The 22,601-nt window shown below is 48.2% G+C and carries 15 protein-coding genes; 10 read left to right on the forward strand and 5 right to left on the reverse strand.

All coding sequences use genetic code 11. The features are described 5' to 3' along the window. The first annotated feature begins 124 nt into the window (after positions 1 to 124). The 10 genes from ACR2PX_RS16265 to hemE all read left to right on the forward strand — a co-directional run bounded on the left by ACR2PX_RS16265 (position 125) and on the right by hemE (position 14,881). A complete protein-coding gene (locus tag ACR2PX_RS16265; protein WP_434000406.1) occupies positions 125 to 1,216 on the forward strand; it encodes a pilus assembly protein PilM in 1,092 nt (363 codons plus the stop codon). Then, positions 1,216 to 1,782, forward strand: coding sequence for a PilN domain-containing protein (locus ACR2PX_RS16270; RefSeq protein ID WP_434000407.1), 567 nt, complete (start codon positions 1,216 to 1,218; stop codon positions 1,780 to 1,782). The genes ACR2PX_RS16265 and ACR2PX_RS16270 overlap by 1 nt, the downstream gene beginning before the upstream one ends. Beyond that, positions 1,779 to 2,393: a type 4a pilus biogenesis protein PilO gene (locus ACR2PX_RS16275; RefSeq protein ID WP_434000408.1), complete on the forward strand. Its 615-nt coding sequence runs from the start codon at positions 1,779 to 1,781 to the stop codon at positions 2,391 to 2,393. The genes ACR2PX_RS16270 and ACR2PX_RS16275 overlap by 4 nt, the downstream gene beginning before the upstream one ends. Next, a complete protein-coding gene (locus ACR2PX_RS16280) occupies positions 2,393 to 2,920 on the forward strand; it encodes a pilus assembly protein PilP (protein WP_434000409.1) in 528 nt (175 codons plus the stop codon). The genes ACR2PX_RS16275 and ACR2PX_RS16280 overlap by 1 nt, the downstream gene beginning before the upstream one ends. 317 nt (positions 2,921 to 3,237) lie before the next feature. Further along, complete coding sequence (locus ACR2PX_RS16285; RefSeq protein ID WP_434000410.1) at positions 3,238 to 5,319, forward strand: type IV pilus secretin PilQ; 2,082 nt, start codon at positions 3,238 to 3,240, stop codon at positions 5,317 to 5,319. A 145-nt stretch (positions 5,320 to 5,464) separates the two neighbouring features. Continuing rightward, positions 5,465 to 5,989, forward strand: a complete 525-nt coding sequence (gene aroK / locus ACR2PX_RS16290) for a shikimate kinase AroK (protein WP_434000411.1) — start codon at positions 5,465 to 5,467, stop codon at positions 5,987 to 5,989. Beyond that, entirely contained in the window at positions 5,989 to 7,095 is a 1,107-nt protein-coding gene (aroB, locus tag ACR2PX_RS16295; protein ID WP_434000412.1) for a 3-dehydroquinate synthase, read from the forward strand. The genes aroK and aroB overlap by 1 nt, the downstream gene beginning before the upstream one ends. 511 nt (positions 7,096 to 7,606) lie before the next feature. Then, a complete protein-coding gene (gene gltB / locus ACR2PX_RS16300; RefSeq protein WP_434000413.1) occupies positions 7,607 to 12,064 on the forward strand; it encodes a glutamate synthase large subunit in 4,458 nt (1,485 codons plus the stop codon). 132 nt (positions 12,065 to 12,196) lie between these two features. Continuing rightward, positions 12,197 to 13,624 (forward strand): FAD-dependent oxidoreductase, encoded by a 1,428-nt coding sequence (locus tag ACR2PX_RS16305; protein ID WP_434000414.1) that lies wholly within the window; start codon positions 12,197 to 12,199, stop codon positions 13,622 to 13,624. 189 nt (positions 13,625 to 13,813) lie between these two features. Then, the gene (gene hemE / locus ACR2PX_RS16310) at positions 13,814 to 14,881 is read left to right on the forward strand and encodes a uroporphyrinogen decarboxylase (RefSeq protein ID WP_434000415.1); all 1,068 of its coding nucleotides are present in this window, start codon (positions 13,814 to 13,816) and stop codon (positions 14,879 to 14,881) included. Between the two features lie 34 nt (positions 14,882 to 14,915). On the opposite strand, the gene ACR2PX_RS16315 is transcribed toward hemE, so the two are convergent. From ACR2PX_RS16315 to dusB, 5 genes are all read right to left on the reverse strand, one after another. Then, on the reverse strand, positions 14,916 to 17,297 hold the full coding sequence (locus tag ACR2PX_RS16315; RefSeq protein WP_434000416.1) for a response regulator: 2,382 nt from the start codon (positions 17,295 to 17,297) through the stop codon (positions 14,916 to 14,918). Between the two features lie 479 nt (positions 17,298 to 17,776). Beyond that, the gene (gene purD / locus ACR2PX_RS16320; protein ID WP_434000417.1) at positions 17,777 to 19,060 is read right to left on the reverse strand and encodes a phosphoribosylamine--glycine ligase; all 1,284 of its coding nucleotides are present in this window, start codon (positions 19,058 to 19,060) and stop codon (positions 17,777 to 17,779) included. Between the two features lie 170 nt (positions 19,061 to 19,230). Continuing rightward, positions 19,231 to 20,820 carry a bifunctional phosphoribosylaminoimidazolecarboxamide formyltransferase/IMP cyclohydrolase gene (gene purH / locus ACR2PX_RS16325; RefSeq protein ID WP_434000418.1) on the reverse strand — a complete coding sequence of 530 codons (1,590 nt, stop codon included), beginning with the start codon at positions 20,818 to 20,820 and terminating at the stop codon, positions 19,231 to 19,233. Between the two features lie 296 nt (positions 20,821 to 21,116). Next, positions 21,117 to 21,419 carry a DNA-binding transcriptional regulator Fis gene (gene fis, locus ACR2PX_RS16330; RefSeq protein WP_434000419.1) on the reverse strand — a complete coding sequence of 101 codons (303 nt, stop codon included), beginning with the start codon at positions 21,417 to 21,419 and terminating at the stop codon, positions 21,117 to 21,119. Further along, positions 21,416 to 22,408, reverse strand: coding sequence for a tRNA dihydrouridine synthase DusB (gene dusB, locus ACR2PX_RS16335; RefSeq protein WP_434000434.1), 993 nt, complete (start codon positions 22,406 to 22,408; stop codon positions 21,416 to 21,418). The genes fis and dusB overlap by 4 nt, the downstream gene beginning before the upstream one ends. Positions 22,409 to 22,601: the final 193 nt, after the last annotated feature.

Consider the following 22,601-nt stretch of genomic DNA (forward strand, 5'->3'; position numbering starts at 1 on the left):
GGAAGGTTCCTTTCGTTGCGCAATTGAACGGACTGTTATTAAATGAAAAATAGGGAATTTTTATAACAAAGCCGCCGTGAGCGACAAACACCCATGCTGTGGATTTTGATCAGGTCGGTGTTTCATGGTGAAAAAAGCAGGAATCGCGTCTGTGTTTGGGCTGTTCAAAAATAAAACAAGCGCTGTCCTTGGAGTGGACATCAGTTCGACCTCAGTGAAGGTTCTCGAACTGGGTCGTGGCAGTGGGGGCTACCGAATCGAAGCCTATGGCGAAGAACCTTTGCCACCCGGGGCTGTGGTAGAAAATAATATTCAGGAGCCTGAAGCCGTTGGCGAGGCTATCAAGCGAGCAGTGTCCCGTAGCCGCAGCAATGTAAAAAATGCTGCAGTGGCTGTTTCCGGTTCGGCTGTCATCACTAAGACCATTGAGATGGACTCTTCTCTCAGTGATGATGAGATGGAAACACAAATTGCTGTAGAAGCCGATCAGTATATTCCGTATGCCCTCGATGAGGTGGCAATCGATTTTGAAGTGCTTGGCTTAAAGGAAAATAATCCTGAACGGGCAGAAGTGCTTTTGGCCGCCTGCCGCCGAGACAATGTTGAGATGCGTGAAGAGGCTCTTGGTCTGGGTGGGCTGAAAGCCAAAGTGGTGGATGTTGAAGCTTTTGCCATGGAAAGGGTTTACGAGCTGGTCAGTGATATGCTGGAGCTGCCAGAAGAAGATCCGGTAGTGGCGATTGTCGACATTGGTGCCAGCAGTACTTCCATCAGTGTGCTCAGTAATGGGCAAACCATTTATACCCGGGAGCAACTGTTTGGTGGTCGACAGCTGACTGATGAGATCCAGCGTCGCTATGGCCTGAGTCCCGAAGAAGCTGAAAAGTCCAAGCGTGAAGGTGGCCTTCCAGATGATTTTGAGCCAGAAGTGCTGGAGCCCTTCAAAGAAGCCGTTGTTCAACAGGTTTCCCGATCCTTGCAGTTTTTCTATTCCTCAAGTCAGTACAATGATGTCGATGCCATTCTGATGGCAGGGGGCACATCTTCTATTTCAGGTCTTGCGGCTCTGATTCAGGACAAGCTCGGTACTCAGGCTTTATTGGCCAATCCGTTTGCCAAAATGGCGCTATCCGGAAAAGTGGAGGCCAGTCAATTAACCGGTAGTGCTCCGGCCTTGATGATCGCCTGTGGATTAGCCATGAGGAGTTTTGACTGATGGCAAGAATTAACCTTCTCCCTTGGCGTGAACAGCTGCGTGAAGAGCGTAAGAAGCGCTTTGTTGCAGCCTGGGTGATGACCATTCTGATGGGAGGTGCCATGATTTTTCTGGCAGATCTCTACACCGCTAATGCTATCAGTCAGCAACAGAGCCGGAATCAGTACCTTCAGAATAAAATTATTGAGCTCGACAAGAGTATTGCTGAAATCAAGGATCTCAAGGATAAGCGGGCTCAGTTGCTGGAGCGTATGGAGGTCATACAGAATCTGCAGGGTAACCGCCCTATCATCGTCAGGGTGTTTGATCAACTCGCTCGTTTGATTCCTGATGGCGTGTATTTCAAAAGTCTTCAGTTTCAGGGAGATACTCTGAAGCTGGTCGGAGTGGCTGAGTCCAATAATCGCATTTCCAGTCTGATGCGTAATTTCGATTCTTCTGAATGGTTTGCTAATCCCAATCTGACCGCTGTGCGTAAAGTGACGCTGGGTGGTGAGCGGATGAATGAGTTTGATCTGACTGTGATTCGTACATCACCTGAGAAAGAGGGAGAGGACGAATCATGAGCTTTGCAGATTCTCTGAAAAAACTGAATGAATTGGATCTGGGTGAACTGGATCTGGAAAATGTCGGCGGATGGCCGTTGCCGGTCAGGATTATTGCCTGTGTTCTGACTTTGGGAGTAGTGCTTTTTCTGGGCTATCAACTGCACTTGAGTAATCTTCAGAAAAGTTATGAGAGCGTTATCTCCAAGGAAAAAGAACTAAAAGATCAGTTCCGCGTTAAAGCTTTCCAGGCCGCCAACCTCGATTCATACCGTGTCCAGATGGAAGAGATGGAAGCTTCGTTTGGTGCTCTGGTAAAGCAGCTGCCCAGTGATACAGAAGTGCCTGGATTGCTTGAAGATATTACCTTTACCGGTCGTGGTGCAGGTTTAACGTTCGAGACCATCAAACTGCAACCTGAAAAAGCGACAGAGTTTTATATTGAACTGCCTATCAGTATTTCAGTGAGTGGTAACTATCACGATATTGGCAGCTTCGTCAGTGGCGTGGCCAGTCTGCCACGAATTGTGACGCTTCATGACTTTTCCATTACTCCGGAAAGAAATGGACAGATTCTGAAAATGGAAATTCTGGCCAGAACCTATCGCTACAACGACAAGGAGTCTCAGTAATGAAGTATTTACAAAGACTTCTGGTTGTCTGTGTAGGAGCTGTTCTGGCAGGATGCTCCGGAAACAGTGGTTTCAGTGATCTGGACCAGTACATGGCAGAAATGAAGGCTAAACCATCCGGAAGAATTGAACCTTTGCCGACGTTTACACCCTATGAGGCATTTACTTATAGGGCTTCTGGCTTGAGAAGCCCGTTTGAGCCACCGATCAAAGTGAAAGCCACTGATCGTGAGTTCAATAGCAATGTCAAACCGGACAACAGTCGGATCAAGCAATACCTGGAACAGTTTGATATCGAAACTTTTGCTTTGGTGGGTTCCATCAGTAACGACGACGGCCTCTGGGGCTTGATTCGTGGTGATGATGGTATTCATCGTGTAAGAGTGGGTGATTTCCTGGGTAAAAACCATGGTCGAATTACTTATATCGACGACGGTGAATTGAGAATTATCGAGATTGTGTCAGCAGGTTCTGAGGTCTGGATTGAAAGACCCAGAAGCTTGAGGTTGGATCTTGGTCAGCCCTGATCGGTAAGCAATTGCTGAAAATCCCTGAGTAACAAAAACAATCTTCAGTTGCTCGGGGTATGAAATAATTTTTCACAGTAAGTGTTGTTTGTAAGGATAGCCCGATCAGTTTCGAGATGGATTTCCCGCTTTGCCATGCATGCCTTTACATTACATGTCTTTTTGATATGAGGAGGTGATAAAGGTATGGCTCTTGTTTCATTGAGAGTGCTCATGGTTAATATGACAAGGTAGGCTGCATCACTGTAGAAAACTGGATTTTTCTGATGTTATGCCGATTAGAACAACAATTCTAAAATGCTAAGTGGGTTAAGTAGATGAATAATAAGCCCGTGTTGAAAGCCAGCGCAGTACGAATGTTGCTGTATACGGTGTTGGCGTGGTTGCCGCTTTCTGTCTGGGGTGTAACACTCAAGAAAATGGATGCTGGCACCCTGCCGGGTGACATCGTAGAGCTGCGTCTGATGTTTGATGGCCCAGCACCTGAGGCCAAGGGTTATACGATAGAACAACCGCCAAGAATTTCTCTGGATTTGCCCTACACTCGCAGTGATCTGCCTAAGTACAACGAAGTTGGGTTTCAGAATACTGAGAGCGTAACGGTACTTGAAGCCGGGGATAGAACCCGACTCGTCGTTAATCTGAAATCAGCTTCCGGTTTTACCACCAAAGCTGATGGTAATGTGCTCTATGTATATGTGGGTGCTGAAGGTTCGAATACCAGTTCTCCACTCCCATCAGTAGCCAATTCCGGAGCGCCTCTGGCAGATCCGGCCAGTAATGGGATTACCCATATTGATTTCCAAAGGGGTGAAGAGGGTGAAGGTAATATTGTTATTACGCTTGCAAACCCCAATATTCCCATGGACATGAATGAACTGGGTGGCCGTATTCGTTTGGAGTTTCAGGGCAATGTGTTACCAGGTCGACTGCGTAACCGCCTTGACGTAATCGACTTTGCTACACCAGTAAAATTTATTGATGCCAAGGTAGAAGATGGTAACGCGGTTGTTGTCATTGAGCCTAAGGGTGAATACAACTATCTCGCCTATCAGACAGATAACACTCTGACCGTCAGTGTGAAACCCGTCTCGGATAAAGATTATGGTCGTGATCGTAAAGGCTTGACCTATAAAGGTGACAAGTTGTCACTGAACTTCCAGGATATTGAAGTTCGTGCAGTCCTCCAGCTGATTGCTGACTTTACCGATTTGAACCTTGTAGCTTCTGATACTGTAAGTGGCAACGTAACATTGCGTCTGCAGAATGTGCCCTGGGATCAGGCTCTGGATATCGTTCTTAAGTCAAAAGGTCTGGATAAGCGTCTTGAAGGTAATGTTTTGACTGTTGCGCCAGCTGAAGAAATTGCTGCAAGAGAACGTCAGCAGCTGGAGAATGATAAGCAGATTCGTGAGCTGGCTCCTGTTTACACTGATCTGATTCAGATTAATTATGCGGATGCATCAGAAATTGCGACTGTTCTTGCCGGCGAAGGTGAAGAAACCAGTCTTCTGACTGAGCGTGGCTCAGTTCAGGTAGTCGCTCGTACCAATACTCTTCTGGTTAAAGATACCCAGGAGAAACTGGATGAGCTGCGTGCTCTGATTCAGCGTCTTGATATCCCTGTCAGGCAGGTGATGATTGAAGCTCGAATCGTCAATATGAATTCTGACTTTACCCGCGACCTGGGTGTTAAGTGGGGAGGGGCAACAGACTTTGATCGCTCACCTAATCGAGACGTAGCTATTGGTGGTAGAGGGACTCAGGCCGGAATCGTTGATGGTATACCAACCGTTCAGCTGCCAGAAAATGCTCCATTTGTAGACTTCGGAGTCACTGGAGCTAATGCTGCGACGCTGGCTATTGGTTTTGCTACCAATAGTACCCTGCTGAATCTTGAGCTTTCAGCCATTCTTTCAGATGGTGGTGGTGAAACTGTTTCCCAGCCAAAAGTGATTACTGCAGACAAAACCAAAGCGGTGATCAAGTCAGGTAAAGAGATTCCTTACGAAGAAAAAACATCCAGTGGTGCGACTTCCGTAGCCTTTAAGGATGCCGTGTTATCTCTTGAAGTCACGCCGCAGATCACTCCGGAAGGCAGTATTATCATGGAAGTGACTGTGACGAATGACTCACAGGGAACTGATGCGCCAAATGGTGTGCCAACCATCAACAAGAATGAAGTGAATACGCAGGTTCTGGTCAAGGATGGTGAGACTATTGTTCTGGGTGGTGTCTTTACCCAGGAGAAGAAGAAGGGGATAGTGAAAGTGCCTGTTTTGGGTGATATCCCTTATGTTGGTCGACTGTTCAGAAAGGATACGAATACTGATACGAAGACCGAGCTGATGATTTTTATCACCCCTCGAGTAATTAACGATAATGTAACCCTCCGCTAATTCTCGCCTGTAAGGGTGAAATCCGGGAAAAAATAAGAACGGGAGCTTAAGCTCCCGTTTTTTTATGCCTTATCTTATTGTCAGCATGACTTAGGATGCGCTACGCTCGGCCTCACGCAGGCAGGAAGTCGGGCTAACAAAGACAATGCCATTAACAAATATATTTTTGGTAGGCCCTATGGGGGCCGGTAAAAGTACGATCGGGCGGATGTTGGCCAAAGAACTGGGGCTGCCATTTTATGATTCAGATCATGAGGTCGAGATACGCACTGGTGCTGATATTCCCTGGATTTTCGATGTTGAGGGCGAAGAGGGCTTTCGACAACGTGAAATACAGGTAATTCATGACCTGTGCACCGAGCGGGGTATCATTCTCGCAACGGGTGGTGGAGCCGTAATGAGGCTTGAAAATCGCCAGCAACTTGGCACCAATGGTTTTGTGGTTTTTCTCAAGGCATCAGTGGCTGCGCAGCTGGCCAGAACAGAGAAGGACAAAAAAAGACCGTTGCTGCAAAGGCCTGACAGAGAAGAGGTGCTGACTCGGTTACTGAGTGATAGGGCTCCTCTCTACACCAGTATTGCAGATATTGAACTGGATACGGAACAGCTCTCACCTAAAGCCTTGATTAATGAAATCATCCGAGCCGTTGAGAAAAACAGAGGTGTTTGATGCAGGAACCAAACATACTTGAGCTGAATGTAGATCTGGGGGATAGAAGTTACCCCATATTTATTGGCTCGGGTCTTTATGTGGGCGCTTCCCGACCCGAGTTGCTGCAGCCCTATATCAAGGGGCGGCAGGTGGCCGTTGTGACGAACGAAACCATAGCGCCACTCTATCTGGATCGGGTGAGGGCACTGCTTGAGGGAGTTGAACTGCTAGAGGTGGTTCTTCCGGATGGTGAAGAGTACAAAAATCTGGCCACACTTGAGCAGGTGTTTGATGAATTGCTTGAAGGTCGACATACCCGGAAAACCACTTTGATTGCTCTGGGTGGTGGTGTGGTAGGGGATATGACAGGTTTTGCTGCTGCGGCTTATCAGCGGGGAGTCGATTTTATTCAGATTCCAACCACGCTTTTGTCTCAGGTCGATTCTTCTGTAGGTGGGAAGACAGGCGTCAATCACCCGCTAGGTAAGAATATGATCGGTGCTTTCCATCAGCCCAATGTTGTTCTTATTGATACGAACTCTCTGAGTACCTTGCCAGACAGGGAGTATTCAGCTGGAGTGGCAGAAGTTATTAAATACGGGCTGATTTGTGATCACTCTTTCTATCAGTGGTTGCAGGAAAATATTGAACGGCTGATGGCTCGGGATCAAGAGGCTTTGACCTATGCTATTCATCGTTCCTGTTCAGATAAAGCCTGGGTGGTTGCAGAAGATGAAAAAGAGTCGGGACTCCGGGCTATTTTGAATCTGGGTCATACCTTTGGTCATGCTATTGAAACACATGCTGGCTATGGTAAATGGCTACATGGTGAGGCGGTTGCTACTGGAATGGTGATGGCAGCAGAACTGTCCTGCCGGCTGGGGCAAATTACCCGGGAAGAGGTGCAAGGGGTTGTGGATATGCTCAAAACGGCATGTTTGCCGGTAGAGCCTCCTGAGGGTATGTCGCCTGACCGGTTTATAGAGCTGATGTCAGTGGATAAGAAGGTTCTGGATGGAAGACTGAGGTTGGTGCTTCTGGAGCAAGTAGGCAAAGCCTTTGTCACAGATGAGTTTGACCGAAGTGTACTGGATGGAATGCTGAAGGAAATGTGCAGGGTATAGAGTCTATTACCTATTGTTCTTTTTATGCATTTGTGATCAAGGGGCTGGCCGTGTAAAATGGTCAGCCCCTTGTCTTATGTGGCGAGGCTAAATATCTGCAACTTCGACCTATTTTCCATGAAGTAGTAGTTAAGGGTATACTCTTTTTTTGTATTCTTGCTTGAATTAAAATCCATAAAAATGAATTAATATACTGGGCTGTGCTGCCCAACAGAGAAGGAGTCCAACCCTGTCGGAGCATGAGGTTGACTCATGTTTGGCCGCCATGGGTCTATATGCGGTCAAGGTCAGAGGCGTCGCCTGACGATTCGACAGCAAATACCATCAGCTATGGAATGCCAGAAAAATTACATTTAAAAGCGGCGAGCAACAAGATTTAAAGAAAAAACAGCCTTGGGCAGAATGAGAATAACGATCGTCAAGGGAGGTTAGTAAGGGCATGAGCCTCAATCGACCTCCTTAAGTGACAGAAGTTTCAAGGTTTATAATAACTGGCGATGAGAGAGTGCCTATGAAAGCAGGTCTGTATAATCCTGAGGAATTTAGGGATAACTGTGGTTTCGGGCTGATAGCCCACATGGAGGGAGAGAAGAGTCATAATCTCCTGAAAACCGCTATTGAAGCACTTACCTGCATGACGCACCGTGGTGGTATTGCCGCAGATGGAAAAACTGGCGATGGTTGTGGCCTGCTGATTCAGACTCCTGATACCTTCTTCCGCACTGTCGTTAAAGAGCAGCTTGGTAAAGATCTCCCGGCTCAATATGCTGTGGGGATGCTGTTTCTCAGTCAGGATGAAGCAGTAGCTGATCATGCCAGAAAAAAACTGGAAGCCGAGCTGGAGAAGAAAAACCTGGTGGTGATTGGCTGGCGCAAAGTACCGGTCAATAGTGAGTGTCTGGGGCCTATTGCACTGGATCAGCTGCCCGTTATTGAGCAGGTATTTATCGGGTACCAGGGTGAGCTGGATGAAACAGAATTTTCTGCTCGTTTATACATGGCTCGCCGCTTTACCAATATGGCGCTCGAGCAGGATCGGGACTTCTATATCTGTTCCCTGTCTACCCAGGTAGTGACCTATAAAGGTCTGATGATGCCAGTGGATCTGGATAATTTTTATCAGGACCTGGGTGACTCACGATTCGAAACCGCAATCTGCGTATTCCATCAGCGTTTCTCCACAAACACCATGCCTCGCTGGAAGCTGGCTCAGCCTTTTCGCCTGCTGGCTCATAACGGTGAAATCAATACCATCACCGGTAATAGAAACTGGTCACAGGCTCGTCGAAACAAGTTCAAATCAGAGTTGCTGCCTGATCTGGGTCAGATCTCTCCTCTGGTAAACCGGACAGGGTCGGATTCATCCAGTTTGGATAATATGCTCGAAGTTCTGGTGACTGGCGGTGTCGATCTGTACCGTGCGATTAGAATGCTGGTACCGCCAGCCTGGCAGAACGTTGATACCATGGATCCGGGTCTCAGGGCCTTCTATGAATACAACTCCATGCACATGGAGCCATGGGATGGTCCGGCGGGACTGGTTATTACCGACGGTCGTCGTGCGGTTTGTGCTTTGGATCGAAATGGTCTGCGCCCTTCTCGCTGGGTTATTACCAAAAATGGTTATCTGACTGTGGCTTCTGAGGTGGGTGTATACGATTACCAGCCAGAAGACGTAGTGGCAAAAGGTCGTGTAGGACCTGGTGAGGTTCTGGCAATTGATGTGGAGTCTGGCGAATTGCATCAGGCTCATGATATTGATAATCAGTTGAAGACTCGACAGCCCTATAAACAGTGGTTGAAAAAGAACTCCTATCGTATTCGTTCCCAGTTCAGGGGTGAAGATCATAAGATTGAACACCTGGACTCGGAGTTGCTGAATGTTCATCAAAAGATGTTCTCGGTCACGTTCGAAGAGCGTGATCAGGTCATTCGTCCTTTAGCGGAAAGTGGCCAGGAAGCGGTAGGTTCAATGGGTGATGATACCCCCATGGCTGTATTGTCGGGGCGTGTTCGTTCGGTGTATGACTATTTCAGACAGCAGTTTGCACAAGTCACTAATCCACCTATTGATCCGCTACGTGAAGCCATTGTCATGTCCCTGGAAACTTGTTTGGGGCGTGAGAAAAATGTTTTTGAAGAAACGCCCGAGCATGCAGGGCGTGTTGTACTGAAATCACCTGTGCTCTCCACAACCAAGTTCCTGAATTTGATCAATGCTCATCATCAGCATGATGATCTGGATGTGGTTTACATCGACCTCAATTACAAGCCTGAAGAAGGTTTAAAAGCGGCTGTTGAGCGTATTTGCGATGAAGCAGAGCAGGCTGTAAAAGATGGCAAGGCGTTGATTCATCTGAGTGATCGAGATATCGATAATGATAAGTTACCGGTTCATGCCGCCATGGCCACGGGCGCTGTTCATCATCGATTGATAGATACTGGTTTGCGCTCCGATGCCAATATTCTGGTGGAAACAGCTACGGCCCGAGATTCACACCAGTTTGCCGTACTGCTAGGGTTTGGTGCGACGGCCATTTATCCGTACCTGTCCTATGAAATTATTCATGACCAGATTCGTTCTGGGGAGATTCTGGCCGATCCACTGGATGCCTACAAGGCTTACCGTAAAGGTGTTGATAAAGGCCTGTTGAAGATTCTCTCCAAGATGGGGATCTCTACCATTGCTTCTTATCGTGCCGCTCAGTTGTTTGAAGCGATTGGCCTGTCTTCTGAGGTCGTTGATCTTTGCTTCAAGGGCGTTCAAAGCCGTATCGAAGGCGCCAGTTTTGAAGCCATTCAGCAAGATCAGCAGTTGCTCTCTGAAACCGCCTGGAAGAAAAGAAAGCCTATTCAGCAGGGTGGTTTGTTGAAATATGTACACGACAGCGAATATCACGCATTCAACCCTGATGTCGTTCAGCAGCTTCAGAAAGCGGTTTCCAGCGGTGACTACGAAGAGTTCCGTCGCTATTCAAAGCTGGTTAACGAAAGGCCGGTGGCCACACTTCGTGACTTGATGGGTCTCAAAGTGGCCGATAAGGCTCTGGCTCTCGAAGAGGTTGAGCCAGTCACTCATATTCTAAGAAGATTCGATTCTGCTGCCATGAGTCTTGGAGCGTTGTCTCCAGAAGCTCATGAGGCGTTGGCTGAAGCCATGAATCGACTGGGTGGTCGTTCGAACTCTGGTGAAGGGGGGGAAGACGAAGCTCGTTTCGGTACTCATCGAGTATCCAAGATTAAACAGATTGCATCGGGTCGCTTTGGTGTCACGCCGCACTATCTGGTGAATGCAGAAGTACTGCAGATCAAAGTGGCGCAAGGGGCTAAGCCGGGTGAGGGTGGTCAGCTGCCTGGAGGTAAGGTGAACAAGTTGATTGCCAGACTGCGTTATTCTGTACCTGGTGTGACACTGATTTCTCCTCCGCCGCATCATGATATTTATTCAATTGAAGATCTGGCTCAGCTGATTTTTGACCTGAAGCAGGTGAACCCGAATGCGTTGGTTTCCGTAAAGCTGGTCTCTGAGCCAGGTGTTGGCACCATCGCGGCTGGTGTTGCCAAAGCTTATGCGGATCTGATTACTATCTCTGGTTATGACGGTGGTACTGCTGCTAGTCCGTTGACGTCTATTAGATACGCAGGTTCTCCATGGGAGCTGGGTCTGACAGAGGCTCATCAGGCGCTCAGAGCTAATGATCTGCGCGGCAAGGTGCGTCTCCAGACGGATGGTGGTATTAAAACGGGTCTTGATGTCGTTAAGGCAGCCATTTTGGGGGCCGAAAGCTATGGCTTTGGTACTACACCGATGGTAGCCATGGGTTGTAAGTATCTGAGAATCTGCCACCTGAATAACTGTGCAACGGGTGTTGCAACTCAGGATCAACATCTGAGGGACAATCATTTCAACGGCACTGTTGAAATGATCATGAATTTTTTCACTTTTGTGGCGGAAGAAGTTCGTGAATGGCTGTCTGTGCTTGGGGCTAAAAATCTCGAAGACGTCATTGGGCGAACTGAGCTTTTGGATCTGTTGCCAGGGGATACCGACAAGCAAAAGGGTCTTGATCTGACACCTATTATTCGCAATGACCTGATTCCTGAAGATAAGCCTCATACCTGCCAGGTAGAACGTAACCCTTCTTACGATAAAGGAGAGTTAGCAGAGTCTATGGTCGAAACCTGTCTGCCGACCATTGAAAGTGGTCAGGGGGGCGAGTTTGAATTCACCATAGGGAACTGTGATCGTTCAATTGGTGCAAGGTTGTCTGGTGAGATTGCCAAGCGTCATGGCAATCAGGGTATGGCGGATAATCCGGTAAAACTGAACCTGAAAGGCACTGCTGGGCAGAGTTTTGGTGTCTGGAATGCCGGTGGTCTGGATATGTATCTGGAAGGTGATGCCAACGACTACGTGGGTAAAGGCATGACCGGCGGCAATCTGATTATCCGTCCACCTCAGGGTAGCGTTTTCAACTCTAACGAAACTTCAATCATCGGTAATACCTGTCTTTACGGCGCTACCGGTGGGCGCTTGCTGGCCGCAGGGCAAGCAGGTGAGCGTCTGGGGGTTCGGAACTCGGGGGCTACTGCCATTGTCGAAGGGACAGGAGACCACTGTTGTGAGTACATGACAGGCGGACTGGTGGTTGTGTTGGGTAAAACGGGTCACAATTTTGGTGCTGGTATGACGGGTGGCTTCGCCTACGTGCTGGATCTAAAGCGTAACTTCGTTGACCGTTACAATCACGAACTGGTGGATATTCATCGTATTGATACCGAATCCATGGAAGATTACCAGTCTCACCTGATTGGACTCCTGGATGAATATGTGAAAGAGACAGGCAGTGAATGGGGGCGTGAACTTCAGGAGGAGTTTTACGACTATCGGGGTCGTTTCTGGCTGGTGAAGCCAAAGGCGGCCAGTTTGGACTCATTGTTGGCGAGTACTCGTGGGCGTCCTGAATAGGATGCCTGCCCGCTTGCAAGGAAAGTCTTTAGAACAGCCATGTGCGCTGCAGCTCTGAGCTAGACAGCCTTGAGCTTATAGAAAGCAGCGCCATGAGCGTTATAAAAACAATCAGCGAATGAGGTCAAATCCATGTCACAGTTTAACAGTCGACTCAACAATCACTTTCAGTTTGTTGAAGTAGGAAGAAAGGATCCGGAAAAAAAGGCTCTTCGGGTTCGAAAAAATGATTTTGTAGAAATTTATGAGCCTTTCAGTGAAAAGCAGGTCAAGCAGCAGTCTCATCGCTGCCTTTCCTGTGGTAACCCATATTGTGAATGGAAGTGTCCTGTTCACAACTATATTCCAGACTGGTTGAAGCTGGTTTCGGAAGGCAACTTGTTTGAAGCTGCTGAACTTTCTCACCAGACCAACAGCCTGCCGGAAGTCTGCGGTCGTGTATGTCCTCAGGATCGGCTCTGTGAGGGTGCCTGTACCCTTAATGATGGTTTTGGTGCAGTTACGATCGGGGCTACTGAAAAATACATTACTGATACAGCTCTTGCTCTGGGCTGGCGCCCAGATATGTCTAAAGTGGTTTGGACGGATAAAAAGGTGGCTGTGATCGGAGCCGGTCCTGCTGGTCTGGGTTGTGCAGACGTTCTGGTTAGAAATGGTGTAAAACCGGTCGTTTTTGACAAGAATCCAGAGATCGGTGGACTGCTGACCTTTGGTATTCCTGAGTTCAAACTTGATAAGTCAGTAATGTCCCGTCGTCGTGCAGTATTCACGGAAATGGGCGTTGAATTCAGATTGAATACTGAAATCGGCAAAGACGTAGTGATAGAAGATCTTATGGAAGAGTACGATGCCGTGTTTATGGGTATGGGTACCTACACTTACATGAAGGGAGGCTTTCCGGGTGAAGATCTTCCGGGTGTCCATGATGCTCTGCCTTTCCTTATTTCCAGTGTGAACCGTAATCTGGGCTTTGAAAAAGACGAGTCCGATTATATTGCTATGAAAGGAAAGCGTGTGGTGGTTCTCGGTGGTGGAGACACGGCGATGGACTGTAACCGGTCATCAATCCGTCAGGGGGCCAAATCAGTAGCCTGTGTCTACCGTCGTGATGAAGAGAATATGCCAGGCTCCCGTCGTGAGGTGGCCAATGCCAAGCAGGAGGGAGTTAAGTTCCTGTTTAACCGTCAGCCTGTAGAGATTGTTGGCGATGGTAAGGTAGAAGGTATTAAAGTTATCACCACTAAACTGGGTGAGCCTGATGAGCAAGGGCGTCGTCGTCCAGAACCTGTTCCGGGTAGTGAGGAAATTCTGGAAGCCGATGCCGTATTGATTGCTTTCGGATTCCGCCCAAGTCCTGCTGACTGGTTTGATTCCCATGATATTCAGTTGAATGAATGGGGCGGGGTGGTTGCGCCCGAACAGGCTAAGTACAAGTTCCAGACTTCCAATCCTAAAGTGTTTGCGGGTGGTGATATGGTTCGTGGTTCTGATCTGGTAGTAACTGCCATTTGGGAAGGTCGTCAGGCTGCTGAAGGGATTATGGATTATCTCGACGTCTGATCCTGCTGAAAGATTATCAAGATAAGCAGTCTTGAGCGGCTGAAGCAATTGTCAATGAGAGGGGGAATGAGTATTCTCCCTCCTTTCCTTTTTAAAACCGTTGATGGTAAAGATTGAGAGGGCAGCGTTGATGTCCTTCTAGATCCTGTAACGCGGTTTATTGCACTTTTCCTGAATTCTGGAAACCTCATGACCGAGCTGAAAAATGACCGATTTCTTAGGGCTCTGCTGAAAGAGCCTGTTGATGTCACACCTGTCTGGATGATGCGTCAGGCCGGACGCTATCTGCCTGAATATCGGGAGCTCAGAAGTAAAGCGGGCGATTTTATGTCGCTTTGCATGAATCCTGAGTTGGCCTGTGAAGTCACGATTCAGCCTCTGGAGCGTTTTGATCTGGATGCAGCCATTCTGTTTTCGGATATTCTGACCATTCCTGATGCTATGGGCTTGGGACTGTATTTTGAAACCGGTGAAGGTCCAAGGTTTAAAAAGCCTGTTCGTACAGCGGCGGATGTTGAAGCCCTGTCAGTGCCAGACCCTGAAAAAGATCTGGGTTATGTCATGGATGCGGTTCGCACTATCCGTTCCGAGCTGAATGGCCGAGTTCCCCTGATTGGTTTTTCCGGTAGTCCCTGGACTCTGGCTACCTATATGGTCGAAGGGGGAAGCAGTAAAGATTTCCGTCGTATCAAAGCTATGATGTTCGACCAGCCTCAAGTGTTGTCTCAATTGCTGGATGTTTTGGCGGACTCTGTGACTGATTATCTGAATGCTCAGATCAAAGCAGGCGCTCAGGCTGTTCAGATCTTTGATACCTGGGGCGGTGCGCTTTCACCTGAGTGCTACAAGGCATTTTCCCTGAAATACATGGAGAAGATCGTTTCAGGTCTGATCAGAGAGCATGATGGTAGAAAAGTTCCCGTCATTCTCTTCACCAAGAATGGTGGTCAGTGGCTTGAATCCATGGCAGCGACAGGTGCTGACGCATTGGGTCTGGACTGGACTACTGATATTTCTGACGCACGTCGTCGTGTAGGGGATAAGGTGGCGCTGCAGGGAAATATGGATCCATCTGTTCTTTATGCATCTCCAGAGCGGATACGAACAGAGGTAGCGAAGGTCTTAAGCAGCTTTGGTTCGGGTGAAGGTCATGTTTTCAATCTGGGTCATGGAATACATCAATTTGTCGAACCTGATCGTGCCAAGGTTTTTGTTGATGCCGTTCATGAGCTTTCTGCTCAATACCACGCCCAATAATTGATCTCATCCATTAGCCTGATGTCTGCTGACATCAGGCCGTCTCTGTATCGCCTTGACGGGTTTCTCCCAATGCTTGTGAAAGAGCCTTCTGGAGTGTTTTGCGTCCGGCTGGTTTGGTCAGGAATGTACTGATTCCCAGTCTCTCAGCACGCTGCTTGCCGGGTGGGTTCGTGGCCCCTGTAAGCATGATGATTCTGGGAATGCCCATCTGACTGTCTTCCTGTAGCCGCTCCACCATCTGGATGCCATTCATGCCTGGCATGTGGTGGTCAAGGATGATGACATCAAAGGCTCGTCCAAGGTAGGCCTCGTTGCGAATCATGGCCAGAGCTTCCCGACCGTCTTCAGCATCAAGGGTGTTGATGCCCATTAGGGCGCATTGCTGGGCCAGAACCTGTCTGCAGGTCTTGTTGTCATCAACAATCAGAGCCTTGATATTTTTGTGGGAGAACATGGGCTGCTCATCCCGGCTAATGGCGTCTGTTGTCTGTTGTTTGTGTGGAATGGCAAACCAGATGTGTGTGCTGCCCTGATTCATGATGCCAAATTGCCCGGACATCGCTTCAATTAGCTTGATGGCAATGTACAGGTGCATACTGATGTCGGCCTGTTGTTTGGCTTCATAGTAGCTGAGCGTACTGATGTCACCGGGTAGATTCAGGCCTTGCTGTCCCTGGTTGTAGGTAATCTGGAAAAGAATGTAGCCGTCTTTGCTTTCTTTTTGTTTGTCAGGCTCTGAACCGGGTAGCAGGGAGGTTTGGTTAACGGAAACCATAACTTCACTGTTTTCTGTCCGGCTGAAGATATGGCTCAGGATGCCTTCCAGAATAAGAGATAGTTGTCGTGTGTCAGCCTCGCTGATATCAGGAACATCGGGGTGTACAAAGCTGATCAATTCAGTGTTGAGCTGTTCCGCACGGAATCGGAACTTATAGAGACTGTCGTTGAGAAACTCATTGATATCGTAAGGTTTGATTTCAAAACTGGTTTCATCTTGTTCCAGTTTCCAGGCTTCAGAGAGCAAGTTGATAAGGTTGCTGAGTTCGTTACCTGCATATCTCAAGGTCTCAACATAGTTTTCCTGTTTGGGGGTCAGCTGTGTGCTCTGAAGTAGTTCGGACATTCCCAGTACGCCATTCAAAGGGGTTCTGAGTTCGTGCCCCATGGCATTGAATATATCGTTGTCTTTTGTGATCTGGGTTATGGGGGGCGGACTGGACGACTTGCTTTGTACCCCTTCAGTATCCGTGATTAGATGCTCCCGGTTTCCAAAATAAAAACTAAAGGCGAGAATAGTTAATGACGTGATTTGTAATAGCATCCAGATGGCTGCAATAGGGTTGAAATCGATCACGCCAAGGATCGCCAGTGAAGCGACCAGGTGAATAATAGCGTAGGGTGTCGAAAGCCAGGCTGGGATGGTTAATGCCCCCGGGGCTCTGGTAAAAAGGCTGCAATACCAGATAATCTGGGTGGTAATCAGGTTGATCAGTAAGCTGTGTTCCAGTGAGACAGAGGCACCTGTCAGAATCAGAATCAGCAAGGATGCTGAGATAATGGAAAGGGTATTAAAACAATAGGTGAGTCTGATGCTGTTGCCTGACAGGCTGACCCGTGCCATTTGACTCAGTACAATCGTGCCCACAGTCAGTGAAATATTCATCATTAGGTGCTGCAACCATCCTGGTTGCAGCCAGCTGATATGAACGAGCCCCTGCCAACTGATCAAAAAGACGGGGCCCATGCAGCAAATGAGAGCCAGGTAAATATGAGCTTCCTGTCGATATTTGAACCAATTTAAGACATTCATCATGATCATGACAAGGAATAGGGCCAGCAACCAACCGGTCTGCCAGTTTGCATATTCCTGATCACTGAGGACGGCGCTGGGGGATTTTAGAGAGGCATGTAAGCTGTGGGCAGCTGCGGCAGGTATCTCGATAAATACGTCCTGTGCCTGATTCATATAGGGCGCCAGATTATAAAGATAGATATTGCTGCTGGCCTGTCGTCCACCTGGTAGTTGTTCGTGATAACCCTGACCTGCAACATAGGCTTTTAGAGATACGCCGGGTGGTGGGCAAAGCCTCAGTACAGGCATGGGCTCAACATGGATATCTTTAGGCAAAGAGATCTTGATCCAGGCTATGCCCTTCTTGGTTGTGAAATACAGACGTTCTTTCTGCCAGGGAGCAAACCGAAACAGGTAATAGGGTGTGTTGATCTGATCCAGGTTGAGTGTGCTTTTGGGGTCGATGAAAATGCTTGAGAAAGGCTCAAGATTGATGGAGATATGGTAAGGCTGCTGATCAGTGGGTTGTTCAAAGCTGAATGTTGCTGTGCCATAGGTGGACAGCATTATTAGAAGCAGGGCTCTAATCCAGAATCGAAGCCTGGCACGGAACTGTGACACCGGCTCTATACCTTTAAAAGGTACTGTGACAATGGATAATAGGGGGTTGAATACAACTCTCATAATATTTATTGAAAATTCCATTTTTCCATTGGGAATGAGTATACCGTAAGAGGCCCCGTGAAAAAGTGAAATTGTTGCAGTTTTTACCTAATTTTACTCTGAAAGTCATTTCCCGTAAGAGGGGAGGTGGCTTCCCCGCTTAAGATTCTTTATTAAGTGACAGGCTGAATCTATGCCTGTCAGGATCAATGCAGTGACTAATGTGCGTGGACATTGCTTTCAGGTGTTGTTAGCCCTGACTCGTTAAATTGCCTGTTTCCAGCCAGCAATCTAGTAGTCGATGGACGTTTGTTTGGCTGGGTATGCCTTAGGCAAACGTTATTATTTTCAGGTGAACGCTCAGCTGTTTGCGCCTGGATAAGGTAAAGCCAGCTGGCAGAGAGGCGGTTTGATTACCCGCCCTCTGAAAGTATTGATTACTGTTCTCTGGCTATTGCTCGATAGCCAATGTCTGTTCTGAAGTAAGCGCTATCCCATTGGATTTTAGACGTGGCCTGATAGGCTTTCTCCTGTGCTTCACTGACGCTGTTACCCAAGGCAGTCACACAGAGTACACGACCACCATTGGTTAGTACTGCATCGCCTTCAAGTTGAGTGCCCGCGTGGAAAACCTTGCAGTCTGCTGAGTTAGCTTCACTAATGCCGGAAATGGTATCACCCTTGCGATATTTTTCCGGGTAGCCACCTGCTGCCATAACAACCCCCAGGGCTACTCTTTCATCCCATTGAGCCTCAATCTGGTCCAGCTTGCCAGTTGATCCGGCCAGGCAAAGCTCAGTCAGGCTGGATTGCAGACGCATCATGATGGGTTGTGTTTCAGGGTCACCAAAACGACAGTTGAATTCCAATACTTTTGGCGTACCTTTTGAATCGATCATCAGACCAGCATACAAAAAGCCTTTATAAGTGTTGCCTTCAGCAGCCATGCCTTCTACGGTTGGGATGATCACTTCCTGCATAGCGCGATCATGAATAGCGGTTGTGACTACAGGTGCGGGAGAGTATGCGCCCATACCGCCTGTATTAGGGCCTTTGTCGCCATTATCCCTGGCTTTGTGATCCTGACTAGTCACCAGTGGTAGTATGTTTTTGCCATCGACCATAACAATAAAGCTGGCTTCTTCTCCTTGAAGAAACTCTTCAATGACGACTCTGTGGCCTGCTTCACCAAAGGCATTGCCGGCCAGCATGTCGTCAATGGCAACAAAGGCTTGTTCTTCTGTATCAGCGAGAATAACGCCCTTGCCCGCAGCTAGGCCGTCTGCCTTTACGACAATGGGAGCGCCTTTTTCACGAACATAGGCTTTTGCCTGATCGATGTCTGTGAAGTTCTGATATTCTGCTGTGGGGATTTTGTGGCGAGCCAGGAAGTCTTTGCTAAAAGCTTTTGAGCCTTCCAGTTGTGCTGCACCTTGAGTGGGGCCAAAAATAGTCAGGCCTGCCTCTTCAAATTGGTCGACAACGCCGGCAACCAGAGGAGCTTCGGGACCAACAATGGTCAGGTCGATGCTTTCTTTCCTGGCAAACTCAATCAAGCTGTCGAGCTGGAGTACATCAATACTGATATTGGAAATGCCGGGTTCAAGCTCTGTACCTGCATTGCCGGGAGCTACAAACACCTGTTCTACGTTACTGTCCTGAGCGACCTTCCATGCGAGGGCGTGTTCGCGACCGCCACTGCCAATGATGAGTACTTTCATAACTTTGCCTGTCCCCCGTGAGTCTGGTTGTGGTGGATGGACAACCAGCTTCACTAGTAATCAAACTGCTGTGGGTCATTCGGACTCACAGAGATAATGAACAACCAGAGTCTTTCACTGATTGTTCATTGTATGAAAAAAGAGGCACATAATGTGCCTCTTACTGGTATTTAGTGGAGGAAGTGTCTGATGCCAGTGAATACCATGGCAATGCCTGCTTCATTTGCAGCATCGATGACTTCTTGATCCCTCATGGAGCCACCTGGCTGAATGACGGCAGTAATACCTGCGCTGGCTGCTGCATCAATGCCATCCCTGAACGGGAAAAAGGCGTCTGATGCCATTACAGAGCCACGGACTTCCAGATTTTCATCAGCCGCCTTGATGCCAGCAATACGGGCACTGTATACCCGGCTCATCTGGCCTGCTCCTATACCAATGCTTTGATGATCTTTGGCATAGACAATCGCGTTGGATTTAACAAACTTGCCCACTTTCCAGGCAAATAACAGGTCATTCAGCTCAGCATCAGTTGGCGCTCTTTCGGTAACGGTTTTCAGTTCCTGAGCACTGGTCATCTTGATGTCGGTATCCTGAACCAGCAGTCCACCGTTTACCCGTTTGAAGTCCAGGAAATGTTCTGCTGTTTCCGGCAGAGAACCACAGCAAAGCAGACGAATATTCTTCTTGCCCTGAAGAATGATTTCAGCTTCGCTGTCGACTTCTGGAGCAATGATGACTTCTACAAACTGGCGATCAATAATGGCCTTGGCAGTAATTGCATCAAGCTTTCTGTTAAATGCAATGATGCCGCCAAAGGCTGATGTGGGATCGGTTGTATAAGCCCTGTTGTAGGCTTCCAGAATGTCAGTACCGGTCGCCACGCCACATGGATTAGCATGCTTGACGATGACACAGGCTGGGGATTCAAAGGACTTGACGCATTCCAGGGCAGCATCGGTGTCAGCAATATTGTTGAAAGAGAGCGCCTTGCCCTGGATCTGCTGCGCGCTGGAAACCGTGCCAGTTGAAGCAGGTTCTTCTACATAGAATGCCGCTTTCTGGTGAGGATTCTCGCCATAGCGCATGTCCTGCACTTTTTTGTACTGACGATTAAAGGTACGAGGGAAAGCTTCAGGCTCTTCTTTGTTGCCAGTCAATGTACCGAGATAGTTGGCAATAGCACCGTCGTAATGCGCTGTGTGCTCAAATGCTTTTACAGCAAGGTCAAAGCGGGTGGCTGAAGAAACAGAACCACTGTTCTCATCGAGTTCGGAGAGTACACGGGTGTAGTCGCCTGCATCGACAACAATGGTGGTGTCCCTGTGATTCTTGGCTGCGGAACGAACCATGGTAGGGCCGCCGATATCAATATTCTCAATAGCCATTGCCAGCGTACAGTCTTCTTTGGCAACTGTTTGCTCAAAAGGATAGAGATTGACCACAACCAGATCGATAGGCTGAATGCCGTGTTCGGTCATGACTGCTTCGTCCTGACCCGAGCGACCCAGAATGCCTCCGTGTACTTTGGGGTGCAGTGTCTTGACCCTGCCGTCCATCATTTCCGGAAAGCCGGTGTAGCTGGAGATTTCCACAGCGGGAATATCGTGCTCGACCAGCAGCTTGTATGTGCCGCCAGTGGAGAGGATTTCTACGGAGCGCTGGTGCAGTGCCTGGGCAAATTCCACTATGTCGGTTTTGTCTGAGACACTGATCAGGGCTCTTCGAAGAGGTGGCTGTTCGAAATCGTCTGCCATCATTCCTTTACTCACTGAAAAAACGTTGCCTGAAAAGCTGACTGATTCTAGCTGGATTTGACCTGTTTCGCAGCATCCGATTGATGGGAATGGCAGGAAAAGCGGATTTATTGCTGAACTCGAATCGCAAGTTACTGCTTTAGCCGTTGGGATCTTGAATTTTGTGGCATGTATCTAAGGCGGAATTTTGTAGTTTAAACGTTCTGTTACGTTATTTCAGATCTGTTGCTGCTTAAGTAGGAGGTGCATAAAGTCGTATTCATGTCATAAGGCAAAATACGACTTTAAGGCTGAGAAGATTACAGCAGGTCGTATTGCTTCAACTTCTTTCTTAATGTGCCACGGTTCAGGCCAAGTAAGACCGATGCTTTGGTCTGGTTGCCCTTGACATAAGCCATTACGGTCTCCAAGAGAGGGGCCTCTACTTCGGAAAGAACCATCTGGTAAACATCGGTCACTTCCTGACCGTCCAGATGATTGAAGTAATTGTTCATGGCTTTTTCAACGCTGTCACGGAGTGTCTGTGTTTCACTCTCAATAGGGCTGGTCAGTGCCTGTCCGTTGACAGATTGTTCATCAGAAATAATATGGGGTGCCGTCATGCTGCAATATCCTTGTGATGACATAAGGTTTGAAAATACTCCAGTATGCAGTTTTCTTGTTCTTCTGCAGACTCCAGACTGTTGAATAGCTTACGAAGCTTGGAGCCTGATGGACTGGCCTGCAAATACCAGCCAACGTGTTTTCTGGCGATACGTACGCCCTGAACTTCACCGTAAAATTGGTGAAGTGCAGAAAGGTGGTCCAGCAAAATAGACTGAATCTCTTTGTGTTCAGGTGCTGGTAAGTGTTCACCGTGCTCGAGGTAATGGTTAATTTCCCGGAATATCCAGGGTCTGCCCTGGGCTGCGCGGCCAACCATGACAGCGTCTGCTCCCGTTAAATCCAGTACCGTTTTTGCTTTTTCTGGAGAAGTGATATCGCCATTGGCCATCACTGGTATTTCCAGGGATTCACAGATCCGGGCAATGGTTTCGTATTCAGCTTCGCCTTTGTACATGCACTGTCGGGTTCTACCGTGTACAGCCAAAGCTGAGATGCCGCAGTCCTGTGCCATCAGGGCAATGTCGAGGCCGTTTCGATTCTCGGGATTCCAGCCGGTTCGAGTCTTGAGCGTGACAGGAATATCAACAGCCTGAACCACTGACTTCAGAATGCGTTCTACCAGCTCTGGTTCTCTCATCAGAGCCGAACCCGCCGCCTTGTTACAGACTTTTTTGGCAGGGCAGCCCATGTTGATATCTATAATCTGTGCCCCTCGTTCCTGGTTCAGTCGAGCAGCAATCCCCATTTGTTCTGGGTCGCTACCTGCTATCTGAACAGAACGAGGTTCAAATTCTTCGGCGTGATGATCCATTCTCAGTCGAGACTTTCGTGTGTTCCAGAGTTTTGGGTTGCTGGTTACCATTTCTGAGACAGCCATACCCGCTCCCATTTTCAGGCACAGTTGCCTGAATGGGCGGTCCGTTACTCCGGCCATGGGGGCCAAGATAACGGGGTTGTGAATAGTGTATGGACCAATCTTCAACAAGGTGGTTTGCCTCAATCCAGCGTTAGAACTGCCCAGAGCGCGATAAAAATTTGGAGCGACATAAATCGCTGCTCGGAAACATGAAACAAGCAAGAGGTCGATCTTGCGGAGTTTTCAAACATTTATACGACTTTCAGCTTCTCCTTTTGGGAGATCAGGCAGACGTAGCCGGACATAATACTCTGTACAATTT

This window comes from Endozoicomonas sp., from assembly GCF_051008435.1.
Lineage (GTDB): Bacteria > Pseudomonadota > Gammaproteobacteria > Pseudomonadales > Endozoicomonadaceae > Endozoicomonas_A.

Coding starts and splice junctions, on each gene's coding strand:
- aroB (WP_434000412.1), top strand. CDS start 5,989: ATGCAGGAACCAAACATACTTGAGCTGAATGTAGATCTGGGGGATAGA.
- ACR2PX_RS16285 (WP_434000410.1), top strand. CDS start 3,238: ATGAATAATAAGCCCGTGTTGAAAGCCAGCGCAGTACGAATGTTGCTG.
- ACR2PX_RS16305 (WP_434000414.1), top strand. CDS start 12,197: ATGTCACAGTTTAACAGTCGACTCAACAATCACTTTCAGTTTGTTGAA.
- ACR2PX_RS16265 (WP_434000406.1), top strand. CDS start 125: ATGGTGAAAAAAGCAGGAATCGCGTCTGTGTTTGGGCTGTTCAAAAAT.
- purH (WP_434000418.1), bottom strand. CDS start 20,820: ATGATGGCAGACGATTTCGAACAGCCACCTCTTCGAAGAGCCCTGATC.
- ACR2PX_RS16280 (WP_434000409.1), top strand. CDS start 2,393: ATGAAGTATTTACAAAGACTTCTGGTTGTCTGTGTAGGAGCTGTTCTG.
- gltB (WP_434000413.1), top strand. CDS start 7,607: ATGAAAGCAGGTCTGTATAATCCTGAGGAATTTAGGGATAACTGTGGT.
- fis (WP_434000419.1), bottom strand. CDS start 21,419: ATGACGGCACCCCATATTATTTCTGATGAACAATCTGTCAACGGACAG.
- aroK (WP_434000411.1), top strand. CDS start 5,465: ATGCCATTAACAAATATATTTTTGGTAGGCCCTATGGGGGCCGGTAAA.
- hemE (WP_434000415.1), top strand. CDS start 13,814: ATGACCGAGCTGAAAAATGACCGATTTCTTAGGGCTCTGCTGAAAGAG.
- purD (WP_434000417.1), bottom strand. CDS start 19,060: ATGAAAGTACTCATCATTGGCAGTGGCGGTCGCGAACACGCCCTCGCA.
- ACR2PX_RS16270 (WP_434000407.1), top strand. CDS start 1,216: ATGGCAAGAATTAACCTTCTCCCTTGGCGTGAACAGCTGCGTGAAGAG.
- ACR2PX_RS16275 (WP_434000408.1), top strand. CDS start 1,779: ATGAGCTTTGCAGATTCTCTGAAAAAACTGAATGAATTGGATCTGGGT.